This window comes from Maribacter vaceletii, assembly GCF_003634105.1.
Classification (GTDB): Bacteria; Bacteroidota; Bacteroidia; order Flavobacteriales; family Flavobacteriaceae; genus Maribacter_B; species Maribacter_B vaceletii.
Genome location: NZ_RBIQ01000007.1, coordinates 294,705 through 306,609, shown reverse-complemented (window position 1 = coordinate 306,609; position 11,905 = coordinate 294,705). Strand labels below are relative to the sequence as shown.

Below are 11,905 nucleotides of genomic sequence, written 5' to 3'. Positions count from 1 at the left end.
TATCGGTGAATATACTTTTCTAATGGTTTACAGGTATATTAGTTATGCTTGTTTTCTTTAAAAACTAATGTTTAGTATATTGAATTAGATAAATACTTTAGTATCTTTGATGCGTTGTGTTGTGCTTCAAATTTATTTGAAGCCAAGGTGTAGATATCGATGGTGATCGATACTATCCAATGAAAGGCTTTCCATAATGGGAGGCTTTTTTTGTGAACTGAGGTTAAATATTGATATTTAGGTGCTTATGTTTTCTTAAGACAAAATGAATCAAAGAAGAGGCTAATTTTGCTGTTTGATTATCTCGGTCGTATTTGGGATTAAATTCTGCTAAATCTAAAGAAATAAGTTTTTTTGATGCTATGATTTTATGAAGACTTATTAAAACAATATCAGGAGCAAAACCCATTGGTGAGGCAGCACTAACACCTGGAGCGTATGCCGATGAAAAGCCGTCTAAATCTATAGTTACATAAATTGCATCTACTTTATTTATAAAGGAATCCAAAATGTTATTTATTGCTTCTATATTTTGTAAGTTAAAATCATTATTATAGATAAAATCTACATTAAATTCTTTTGCGGTTTCAAATAATATTTTGGGATTAGCGTCTTCTCTAATACCCAAACATAAATAATTAAAAGGAAGATTTTCGGCAAGACAATCTTTTGCAATTTGATAAAATGGTGTTCCAGAATTTGGTCTGTTTTCATCGGAACGTAAATCAAAGTGTGCATCAAAATTAATAATACCAATACTTTTATTATTTCCTAAGTGTTTTTTAATACCATTGTAATGTCCGTAGGCAATATCATGACCACCTCCAATACCAATAGGAAAGCAATTGTCATGTAATATTTTGGCAATAGAGGTTGCTAAGTTTTCTTGCGTTATTTCTAAATTATTATCTAAACAGCTTATGTTTCCAAAATCATATAAAGATGTACTATTAGCAAGTGGGTTAGGCATTGGTCCTAGAGTTTGTTTAATCCTATCTGGTCCATGTATGGCGCCAACTCTTCCTTTGTTGCGTTTTACACCTTCATCGCAAGCATAACCAATAATTCCAAAACCTTTAGAAAGTATTTTTTTAGGATTAGAAAATAAATTTACGCACTCTATCTTTTCGTGAATATATTGTTGGTCTTCGGAGGTTCTTCCTTTCCAATTTTTTGATATGGGAGGTGCGTAGTTTTTCATTGTAACAAATTACTAAAACAGATTCTCTAAAAGTTTGTCTTCTACTAAATTAGGTAGTGTGACTTTAAGTTCTGGCGTGCGTTCCATTTCTCTTTTTATAGCAAACATAGCCTCGTTATTACGTGCCCAACTACGGCGAGAAATACCATTATTTACATCGTAAAACAACATGTTTTTTAACCGTTTAGATGCTTGTTTGGAGCCGTCTAAAACCATTCCGAATCCACCATTTATGACTTCTCCCCAGCCAACGCCTCCGCCATTATGGATAGAAACCCATGTAGCTCCACGGAAACTATCTCCTATAACATTGTGTATAGCCATATCTGCTGTGAATTTACTGCCGTCATAAATATTACTGGTTTCTCTATATGGAGAATCGGTTCCACTAACATCATGGTGGTCTCTTCCTAAAACTATAGGAGAAGAAAGCTCTCCAGATTGTACTGCATTGTTAAAAGCATCTGCTATTTTTGCTCTTCCTTCTGCATCGGCATATAAAATACGAGCTTGGGAACCTACCACAAGATTGTTCTTTTCAGCTTCTTTAATCCAGGTAATATTGTCTTGCATTTGTTGCCGAATTTCCTCTGGAGAATTCAATTTTATTTCCTCCATAATTTGGCATGCAATAGCATCGGTTTTTTGTAAATCGGAGGCTTTTCCCGAAGTGCAGACCCATCTAAATGGCCCAAAACCATAATCGAAACACATAGGTCCTAAAATATCTTGTACATAAGATGGGTATTTAAAATCGATATTATTTTTAGCCATAACATCCCCTCCTGCACGAGAAGCTTCTAGTAAAAAAGCATTACCATAATCAAAAAAGTAGGTTCCTTTTGCAGTATGTTTATTTATGGCTTCTGCATGTCTCTTTAAGGTTTTCTGGACTTCTTTTTTAAAATCTTCTGGTTGATTGGCCATCATTTGGTTAGCATCTTCAAAAGAAATATCAACAGGATAATACCCTCCAGCCCATGGATTATGGAGAGATGTTTGGTCCGACCCTAAATGAACGTAAATTTCCTCTTCATAAAAGCGTTCCCATACATTCACAATATTGCCAATAAAAGCTATTGAAACGGTTTCGTTTTTGCTTTTTGCTTCTTTAGTTCGTAGAACTAAATCGTCCATATTTTCAATAAGCTCATCTACCCAGCCTTGTTCGTGTCTTTTACGAGCGGCAGTTTCATTAACTTCCGCACAAATAGTAATACAGCCAACAATATTTCCGGCTTTCGGCTGAGCACCACTCATACCGCCCAAACCAGCGGTTAAGAATATTTTTCCATTAGGATTTTCATCTTTGTGGAGTACTTTTCTAAAAGCGTTCATTACGGTAATAGTTGTGCCATGTACTATACCTTGAGGCCCAATATACATATAGGATCCTGCAGTCATTTGTCCGTATTGCGTAACACCAAGGGCATTGTATTTTTCCCAATCGTCTGGTTTAGAGTAATTAGGAATCATCATGCCATTTGTAACTACTACTCTAGGAGCTTCAATGCCTGAGGGGAATAACCCCATAGGGTGACCAGAATAAATATGTAGCGTTTGTTCCATAGTCATGGTTGCCAAGTACTGCATGGTTAAAAGGTACTGTGCCCAATTCTGAAAAACAGAACCATTACCACCATAAGTAATAAGCTCTTCAGGATGCTGTGCAACGGCGGGGTCTAAGTTATTCTGAATCATAAGCATTATGCTGGCTGCTTGGGAGTTTTGCGCAGGATATTCAGAAATTGGTCTGGCATACATTTTATATTTAGGCATAAAACGGTGCATGTAAATGCGACCAAACTTTTTTAGTTCCGTTGCAAATTCTGGCGCAAGTTCAGCATGCCATTCTTCTGGGAAATATCTTAGAGCATTGCGAACGGCTAGTTTTTTTTCATCTTCGGAAAGAATATCTTTTCGTTTAGGAGCATGATTTGCTTCTGAAGAAAGTATTCTTTTTGGAGGTAATTTAGATGGAATTCCTTGAAGTATTGTTGTTTTAAAATCAATCATACTATTTATGCTTATCGTATACTAAAGTTCCATTTTTCCATACCATACAAGGTTTTAAGTTACCTTGGTTGTATAGAATTTCATTGTAATTATCGGTATGAAAAACGCTAAAATCTGCTAGTTTACCTTCTAATAATTGTCCTCTATCCTCTAATTGTAAAGCTGCAGCAGCACGGAACGTAATCCCTGCTAAAACTTCTGCATTCGAGAGTTTTTCAAAAGTACCTAAAATAGCCGCTTGCGTTAGTAAATCTCCCATAGGAGCAGAGCCAGGGTTATGGTCACTTGCAATTGCTAAAGAACCACCGGCATCTAGTATTTTTCTTGCAGGAGTAAAGGCACATCCCAAGCCTAGAGAAGCTCCTGGTAAAGCCATAGATATAACATTACTTTTAGCTAAAAGTTGAATTTCTTTTTCGGTACTTGCTTCTAAATGGTCCGCGCTTACAGCATTATGCTCTATTGCTGTTTGGCTGCCGCTTGTAGAAAATTGGTCTGCATGAACAGTGATATCAAAACCTAAATCTTTTGCCTTTTTAAAGTATGGGGCAATCTGTTCTTTAGAGAATGCACTTTCTTCTATAAAGGCATCTATTCTATTGGTAAGATTCTCCTCTTTTAGTAAAGGAAAAAGTTCAATACTTATTTCTTCTAAGTACTCCTCTGCTGTACCGGTATAATCTTTAGGCAACATATGAGCTGCCAAGCAAGTAGGTACCAAATCAGAGTCCGTTTTTTCGTTAGCCTCTTTTATGGCATACAACATTTTTAATTCTTCAGCTACGGAGAGTCCATAGCCGCTTTTAACTTCGATAGTTGTAACGCCATTTTTTAAATGGCGATTGGCTCTTTTAATCGTACTTTTCGTAAGTTCTTCTTGCGTAGCTTTTCTGGTTTGCATAACCGTGTCCCAGATGCCACCACCGGCTTTTGCAATTTCTAGATAAGACTTTCCAGCATTACGCATAGCATAATCATTAGCTCTTGTTCCTCCAAAACAAATATGTGTATGGGCATCTATTAAACCGGGTAGGCAAACATGTTTTCCTTTAAGTGTAATTACATGTGCATCGCTATACGTTTTTTGCATTTCGGAGTAGTTCCCTATAGCTTTAATTCTTTGATTGCTAATAAGAACACCACCTTCTTCAATCGGGTGTATTTGGTCATCATTCAATTTCCTTTTTAAAGGAAGTCCAGCCATTGTTATTATTTGCGAAAATGGCCCTATTAGTGTTAGTTTTTGCATGGGATTAATATACTTCAAATTCGTTGGAATAAACAGTTTCAAGAGATATGTTTTCTCTTTCGCATGTTTTATTGATTACATTAATAATGGTTTTATTTTGAATCATTTGAATACCTTTTTCAATGTCATCAGAAAAAACACGGTCTTTATCTGCAAAGGAAACTTTTGTTCGAAGCTCTTTATGAATTTCATCTAAAAGAATCCCAGATTTCATAGGTTTTCTAAACTCAAACGCCTGGGCAGCTGTTAGCAATTCAATGGCCAGAATTTTTTCTACATTTTCAATGACCTGTAACGCTTTTCTACCACCAATAGATCCCATGCTAACATGGTCTTCTTGCCCAAGTGATGTAGGAATGCTATCTGCACTAGACGGGAAACATAATCCTTTGTTTTCACTAGCTAAGGCGGCTGTTGTGTATTGTAAAATCATATATCCCGAATTAATTCCGGTATCTTCCATTAGTAATTTTGGTACCCCAGGGCTATTACCTTCTAAGGCTAAATATATTCTACGGTCGGATATGTTTCCAATTTCAGAAGCTGCTAAGCAAGCATAATCTAGAGCCATGGCTAAAGGTTGTCCGTGAAAATTACCACCGCTAATAGTTAATTTCTCATCTATAATAATAGGATTGTCGGTAACTGAATTTAGTTCTGTTTCTACCAATTCTTTTAAATGTAACCATGCATTTCTAGACGCTCCATGTACTTGAGGAATACAGCGTAAAGAATAAGGGTCTTGCACACGTTCGCAATCTATATGGTCTTCCATTATTTCGGAACCGTGCAAAAGAGATTTTACTCTAGAGGCAACATGTATATTTCCTTTAAAAGGACGTAACTCATGCAGCTCTTTATAAAATGGCTTAATGGAGCCTTGAAGGCCTTCAATCATCATAGCACCAATAATATCTGCTTGAGAAAGGCAGCTTTGTAGTTTGCCTACAACTTTAACTGCGTGTGCAGCTATAAATTGAGTTCCATTTATTAGGGCTAAACCTTCTTTTGGACCAAGTTCTATTGGTTTTATATTTTTTGATTGAAATAGTTCGGAGGTTTGCATTGTTTCTTCATTAAATTCAACCTTGCCTAAACCTATTAAAGGAAGAAATAAATGAGATAACGGAGCTAAATCTCCAGAAGCTCCAACGGAACCTTGCGAAGGTACAACAGGAATTATGTCATTATTAATAAGCCATAAAATTCTATCTATTGTAGTTTCTGCAATACCTGAAAACCCTTTAGTTAGGGATTGTGCTTTTAAGATGAGCATTAGTTTTGCAATCTTTGTTGCAATAGGTTTACCAACACCAACGCTATGACTTTTTAAAATATTGGTTTGTAATATTTGAGTTTCTTCTTTAGATATTTTAGTGGTGCATAATGGACCAAATCCTGTATTTATACCATAAACAGCTTCACCTTTATTTACAATGGAGGTTACTTTTTTGGCACATTCTTTAATTTTATTTCTTTGTTCAGAGGAAATTACACCTTTAGTAGTACCATTGGCAATAGATAGTGCAATACTAGTTGTAAGCCAATCTTCGCCAAAACGAAATGTAGGAGGAGTAGAAATCATATTTTTACTTTTATGAAGATAAAAATATTAATTATTTTTGATGCTCACCAATACCATTTAATTCATTTATAATAACTATGGGTTATCAAATAGAACTACGCCATTTTAAATATTTTTTAGCAGTAGCTGAAGAATTGCACTATCGTAAGGCGGCTGAGAAACTTTTTATATCGCAACCTGGTCTTAGTAGACAAATAAAACAAATGGAAGAAATTCTAGATACGCAATTGTTTGTCCGTAGTAAAAAGAAAGTGGTTTTAACTAAAGCTGGGGAGTATTTAAAAGTAGAGTTAGAGTTTATTTTAAATCATTTAGAAGTTACTACCAAACAGTTAAAACATATTGATGGTGGGGAATATGGTGAGGTTCGTATTGGTTTTTTGGGTTCTGCTATGCAAAGTGTAATCCCTAATTTATTGGTAAAACTAAAGGATAACTTTCCTAAGATAAAAACTAGCCTTGAGGAGTTATCTAACGGAGCTCAAATAAGTGCTATTGTAAAGGATAAATTAGATTTGGGGTTTATACGCTTATCTAGGGTTCCAGAAGGGTTACATATGAAAACGGTGCAGGAAGATACTTTTTCTGTTGTTTTACCAGAATCTTATCCTGTGTTAACCCGAGATTTTAATAGTGTGGCTATTTTAAAGAACGAAGATTTTATATTGTTTTCTCAAGACTATAGTCCTTTGTATTATGAAACGGTAATGAGCATTTGTGAAGATGCTGGTTTTACGCCTAAAATATCACATAAGTCTGTGCATGCGCATACCATTTTTAAATTGGTAGAGAATAACCTTGGGGTTGCTATAGTTCCTACCGCTTTGCAAAGCGGATTTCATATGCGCGTAAAGTTTATAGAATTAATTAATATTCCACAGAGAGCAGTACTTTCGGCTGTTTGGAAAGAGGATAATAGAAACAAGGCATTATTTAATTGTGTAGAGATGTTATTAAGAAACACCTAATTCATGATATAAAAAAGTCCTTTGAATACTATATTCAAAGGACTTTAGGTAAAGGGTTTATTATTCTATAACAACACTAAATGTTGCGCTAATATCTGTTTCTCCACCCGCATCTTCACTGCCAGTATTCGGTTTTTTAGGCTCATGACGTAAGATGAAAGTAATATTACCAGAACTAGCTGCTCCGGTTGTTAATGTAAACTCAGTTCCTAAATTCTCTCCGTTAGAATCAAAATTAGTATACGTTGTAGTTGCATTTAGACCACTACTAATGGCATAGAAAAACTGGTGCTCATCGCTTTCTTCTTCAACTTCTTCTGTAATATTTTCTGCAGGACTTTCTGTTTCATTAAGAAGAACAATAGTACCTTCATATGTAGTGTCTGCAGCTAAATTACCAGAAACTGTTACCACTGGGTCATTTGGCCCATCACCGTCTAAATCTTGTGTTTTTAAGGTAATGGTATCTGTACTATTACCGGGAACTAGGGTAGCAGTTAGTGTAGTTATTACTTCTTCTTCATTTACTATTTCTGAAGCTTCATCATCGTCAGAACAAGCGGTAAATGCTAAAGAAGCTAATATAGACAGACTTAATAATTTAATTGTTTTCATTTTAAAAGTTTTAATAATTGAATTTAATGTTTAACGAAAAATTTCGCCCTAAATCGTCTGCGTAATAACGCAGGCTGTTTAAGTAATCTCTGTAGGACGTATTTAAGAGATTGGTGACGTTAAAACCTAGTGTAAGATTAGAGCTTTTAGAAATGGAAAAATCCATACTAGATCTAAAATTAAGTAAGTGATAAGCATCTGGAGGAGTACTTACATCTACAAGTTCCCAATTTTCGGTTTCTGGGATATAAACCTCAAAATTGTTGTTTGGGTACTCGTTTTGACCAAAAACAAATTCACTTTGCAATGCTATTTTTAAGTTATTAGCTTTTGGGTTTTGGTATGTAAGTTCATTGGTAGTATTTACAGGTGGCATGCTAATTAATGGCTCATTTAATGTGCGATCATAGCCTTTTACTAATGAAAATTGATGGTTGAATCTTAAATTAGTAGCAAAGGTATAGGAGGCATCAATATCTAAACCTAATAATTGAGCATTGGTTTGTCTGTATTCCCAAACCTGAAAATTTCCTCTAATGGTTTGTTCTACCTCTGTTGGTTCAATAGTTACAAAATTACTAATGGTATTCATATAAGGTTGTATAGAAAAACCAAAAACATCACTCTTTTTCTGTAATGTCAAGGATAATTTGTTAGAAACTTCAGAAGTAAACTGTAAATCTCCTAACTCAATACGTGAAGCGGAATGATGCAAACCTTCGCTAAACAACTCGGAAGGGTTAGGAACCCTGGAAGCCATGGAATAATTAAAAAACAATTTGTAATCATCATTTATTAAATACGTACTTCCCAATGTTGCCGAAAGGTTATTGAAATCATATTCAGGATTCGTTAGAATTTGATTTGCAAATTCCTCAACAACAATCTCAGGGTAAAGTACATCATAGTTTCTAGATTCCCAGAAAGATGTTCTATAGAATTTAAAAACATCCATATACGTATAATCAAACCTTGCACCAGCTTCAATTAGCCAGCTAGAGTTTAATTGATAAGTACTAATGCCGTAAACACCTAAATCATACTTCTCATAATCTGGAATAAGCCTTCGGACACCTGTACTAGGGTCCGCAAAATTATCTTGATAACGAGCTGATAGACCCGATTTTAAAGTAATTTTTTCAGACAGTTTACTATCTAAGTCCACTAACAAAGTATGGGTTTTTAATACTAAATCTAAGGCAGGTTTATCGGCATCATCTCCAACACGAATATCATATTCTAACCTATGGTTTTGTTGAAAATCATATTGTATATCTAGTCTACCTAAACCATCGAATTTCTTAAAACCTTTTATACGCGCTAAATGATGCGTAATATCTTGTTTAGGGTTGTTTAAGGCATAAGTAAAATTGTTTATAACTAGCGGAACCGTACTATTAATTGCACGTACCTGGTCTTCTGCTCCTCCAATATGAGAAGCAGATAATATTCCTATTTCATTTTTAAAAAAGGAATAATACCCTTCTAAACCGTAATTAAAACGATTAACACCAAAACGTAAAGATGCATTACGTTCAAAAGCACCAGTATTACTTAACACATAATCTGGGGCTTTAAAATCTCCGTATCGTTTTAGTGTACCTTGGATAGTTGCAAACCATCCATTTTCATAGCTCTTGGTAAGTTTAGAGGTTAAAGTACCTCCTTGCCCATTAGAACTAAGAGAAAGTAAAGTTTTACCATACAGACTATCTTTAATAAAAACTTTACTAGGTTCTGTTATAATTACTCCAGCAATAGCATCGCCACTGTATTGCAAGGCACCTGCACCTTTAATCAAGGTTATATTCTCTGCGGTATTAACATCTACATTAGGGGCATGCTCTACACCCCATTCCTGGTCTTGCATGCGCACACCATTATTAATAAGAACTACACGACTACTGTGTAGACCATTAATTATTGGTTTAACTACTGTATTTCCTGTGTTTAAGGAAGATACACCAGAAATAGTATTTAAAACATCCCCTAAAGAAGCATTGCTAAATTGTTCAACTTTATCTTTAGAAATAGTCTCTTCTAGCACAGAATTGAGTTTTGTATCCTGCGATTTTCCATTAACTATTATTTCATTTAATTCTTCTAAATGATGTTCTAGTTTAAAAACTTTGGAAGTATCACCATCTACCTTTATTTTAAACCCTATAGTAGAGCAAAATGGGTGAGATATTTGAATAGCATAGGTTTGGTTACAAAGGTTAGGGATTGTAAAAGTTCCGTCACTATTGGTAACTACCATTTGTTCTGTACCTGCAACAATAATCATGGCTTCTTTTAAAGCGGTACCGTCATGTAAATCAATTACTTTTCCGGATAGAGAATTATTGCAATTTTGCGAAATAGAGGTAATACTAGTAAATAGCAGTACCATCAAGGCATAAATACGCATAAATATTCTTGATTAAATAATAAAAAAAGGTTTTTTTAATTAAGCAAGAAATTGAGGTGGCCCCCTTAATGAAGTATTGTTATTAATAAAAGTAGTAAGAACTATAACTCTTAAACTAGCAACTAGTTTTGAGGGTGTAAGTGTTTTTGCTAAGTCTGAATATTCATAAATATCATAGGAAAAAGAAAAGAAGTGAAAATCGCAGATGTTACATTCTACTACTTTTTTATGAATATGAACACTTTTTTCTGTACACTCAAAATGATTATGAGCATCTAATGTATGGATAAACTGAACAGCAGTAGGCAGCAGTAATAGCCCTAGTAATACTAGAGATAGGAATGCTTTACTTTTTTTTGTTCTTGCTGTCATTATAGAATAACTATAGTTGGGCAAAGTTAAACAAAACTATTTAAGACTTAAGTAGTATAAGTGGCTTTATATTTTTTTCTTGTAATTTGCTAAAAAAAAGAATTTTTGACGCTAAATAAAGACACATGATTTTTGATATTATAAAAAATAGACGTTCCATTTTTCCTGCACAATATAATAGCAAGCCCATAGATAAAAGTGATATAGAGAAAATTTTAGAAGCAGCTAATTGGGCTCCTAGTCATAAAAAGACAGAACCATGGCGTTTTAAAGTTATTCAAGGCGATAAAAAAGCTGCACTAGGAGAGTTTTTATCGAACACCTATATAGATATTACTGCGAATCCTAAGCAAATAAAGTCAAAAAAGTTAATTGAAAACCCTAAAAAGGCTGCTGTAATACTAGCTATTTGTATGCAAAGAGACCCTTTAGAAAGTGTTCCAGAATGGGAGGAAATTGCTGCTGTAGCAATGGCAGTACAGAATATGTGGCTTTGCTGTACAGAAATGGGAATAGGGTCGTATTGGAGTTCTCCTGGACTTATAAAATATATGGATGAGTTTTTTACTCTAAACGAAGGAGAAAAATGTCTTGGTTTTTTCTACATGGGCTATTCCGATGAAGAGCCACTTGAAGCAGAAAGAAAACCTATAAATGATAAAGTAGAGTGGTTGTAATAATATACTAGCGAAATAGATTAATTTTTTAAAGTTATGATTATGAAAATAAAAAATGTAGTAGTAATTGTTTTAGGTATTTTCTTATTAGGTTGCGATGGAGACCTTAAACAAGGAAAGTGTGAAGAGGGTTATTTTGAGCAAGATACTCCTGAAGGTGGTAGTTATTGTGTGCCTCTAGGAGAACAAGATAGTGATGTAAAAACAAAATCTGATGTTAAAGATTTGAATAAGGGGGATTAAGAAGTTAGTTTATAAAAGTAAATAACACGTTTTTATACTCCCATGTTTTAGAGATAAAGAGGCCTAAAAAAACTATAGAAACCACAAATTTTAAAAAGGTTCCGGTAAGGAAACCAAGAAAAGAACCAAAAGCAGCCTTAAGGGCTGTTTTTTGGTCTGCATTATTTACAAGTTCACCAATTAAAGCACCTACAAAAGGTCCTACTATTATACCACCTGGGATAGGTGCAATTAATCCAACAATTAACCCTATAGTAGTTCCAATCATGCCAGCTTTAGTGCCTCCAAATTTTTTTGTACCTATTGCAGGAATAATATAATCTAACGCCCAAACTACAAGTGCAACGGCTAATGTAGTGCCTAGTAGCCAGTAATCTTTTGGAATTACATTGGTTAAATAAAGCATTAATATTCCCAACCAGCCTATTGGAGGCCCTGGAAGAATAGGTAAAAAGCTACCTATAATGCCAACAAACATTAAAACTAAACCTATAATTACTAAGAAAATATCCATTTAACCTTTTTTCTATAAGACGAAAATAGTGTGTTATTGTTACATAAGAGCAAGG

General features: G+C 34.5%; 11 protein-coding genes. 3 read left to right on the top strand and 8 right to left on the bottom strand.

Annotated features, from left to right (window positions below; translation table 11 throughout):
• Nucleotides 1-223: 223 nt before the first annotated feature.
• The 4 genes from hutG to hutH are packed head-to-tail and all read right to left on the bottom strand — an operon-like array spanning nucleotide 224 to nucleotide 6,051.
• A complete protein-coding gene (gene hutG / locus CLV91_RS01435) occupies nucleotides 224-1,201 on the bottom strand; it encodes a formimidoylglutamase (protein ID WP_121063248.1) in 978 nt (325 codons plus the stop codon).
• 12 nt (nucleotides 1,202-1,213) lie between these two features.
• The gene (locus tag CLV91_RS01430; RefSeq protein ID WP_245987116.1) at nucleotides 1,214-3,217 is read right to left on the bottom strand and encodes a urocanate hydratase; all 2,004 of its coding nucleotides are present in this window, start codon (nucleotides 3,215-3,217) and stop codon (nucleotides 1,214-1,216) included.
• Nucleotide 3,218: 1 nt separating this feature from the next.
• On the bottom strand, nucleotides 3,219-4,466 hold the full coding sequence (hutI, locus tag CLV91_RS01425; RefSeq protein WP_121065624.1) for an imidazolonepropionase: 1,248 nt from the start codon (nucleotides 4,464-4,466) through the stop codon (nucleotides 3,219-3,221).
• Nucleotides 4,467-4,470: 4 nt separating this feature from the next.
• Complete coding sequence (hutH, locus tag CLV91_RS01420) at nucleotides 4,471-6,051, bottom strand: histidine ammonia-lyase (RefSeq protein ID WP_121063246.1); 1,581 nt, start codon at nucleotides 6,049-6,051, stop codon at nucleotides 4,471-4,473.
• A 77-nt stretch (nucleotides 6,052-6,128) separates the two neighbouring features.
• Between hutH and CLV91_RS01415 the strand changes: the two genes are divergently transcribed.
• Nucleotides 6,129-7,019 carry a LysR family transcriptional regulator gene (locus tag CLV91_RS01415; protein ID WP_121063244.1) on the top strand — a complete coding sequence of 297 codons (891 nt, stop codon included), beginning with the start codon at nucleotides 6,129-6,131 and terminating at the stop codon, nucleotides 7,017-7,019.
• A gap of 60 nt (nucleotides 7,020-7,079) precedes the next feature.
• On the opposite strand, the gene CLV91_RS01410 is transcribed toward CLV91_RS01415, so the two are convergent.
• From CLV91_RS01410 to CLV91_RS01400, 3 genes are read right to left on the bottom strand one after another with little or no spacing between them, the layout of a single operon-like run.
• Nucleotides 7,080-7,634 (bottom strand): type 1 periplasmic binding fold superfamily protein, encoded by a 555-nt coding sequence (locus tag CLV91_RS01410; protein ID WP_121063242.1) that lies wholly within the window; start codon nucleotides 7,632-7,634, stop codon nucleotides 7,080-7,082.
• Between the two features lie 10 nt (nucleotides 7,635-7,644).
• Nucleotides 7,645-10,044 (bottom strand): TonB-dependent receptor, encoded by a 2,400-nt coding sequence (locus CLV91_RS01405; RefSeq protein WP_121063240.1) that lies wholly within the window; start codon nucleotides 10,042-10,044, stop codon nucleotides 7,645-7,647.
• Nucleotides 10,045-10,083: 39 nt separating this feature from the next.
• Nucleotides 10,084-10,416, bottom strand: a complete 333-nt coding sequence (locus CLV91_RS01400) for a hypothetical protein (RefSeq protein ID WP_121063238.1) — start codon at nucleotides 10,414-10,416, stop codon at nucleotides 10,084-10,086.
• Nucleotides 10,417-10,541: 125 nt separating this feature from the next.
• Between CLV91_RS01400 and CLV91_RS01395 the strand changes: the two genes are divergently transcribed.
• Together CLV91_RS01395 and CLV91_RS01390 are read left to right on the top strand one after the other, a co-directional pair.
• The gene (locus CLV91_RS01395; RefSeq protein WP_121063236.1) at nucleotides 10,542-11,093 is read left to right on the top strand and encodes a nitroreductase family protein; all 552 of its coding nucleotides are present in this window, start codon (nucleotides 10,542-10,544) and stop codon (nucleotides 11,091-11,093) included.
• A gap of 42 nt (nucleotides 11,094-11,135) precedes the next feature.
• Nucleotides 11,136-11,336 carry a hypothetical protein gene (locus CLV91_RS01390; protein WP_121063234.1) on the top strand — a complete coding sequence of 67 codons (201 nt, stop codon included), beginning with the start codon at nucleotides 11,136-11,138 and terminating at the stop codon, nucleotides 11,334-11,336.
• A gap of 4 nt (nucleotides 11,337-11,340) precedes the next feature.
• Here the strand turns inward: CLV91_RS01390 and CLV91_RS01385 are convergent, their stop codons facing one another.
• On the bottom strand, nucleotides 11,341-11,850 hold the full coding sequence (locus CLV91_RS01385) for a DUF456 domain-containing protein (RefSeq protein ID WP_121063232.1): 510 nt from the start codon (nucleotides 11,848-11,850) through the stop codon (nucleotides 11,341-11,343).
• Between the last annotated feature and the right edge of the window lie 55 nt (nucleotides 11,851-11,905).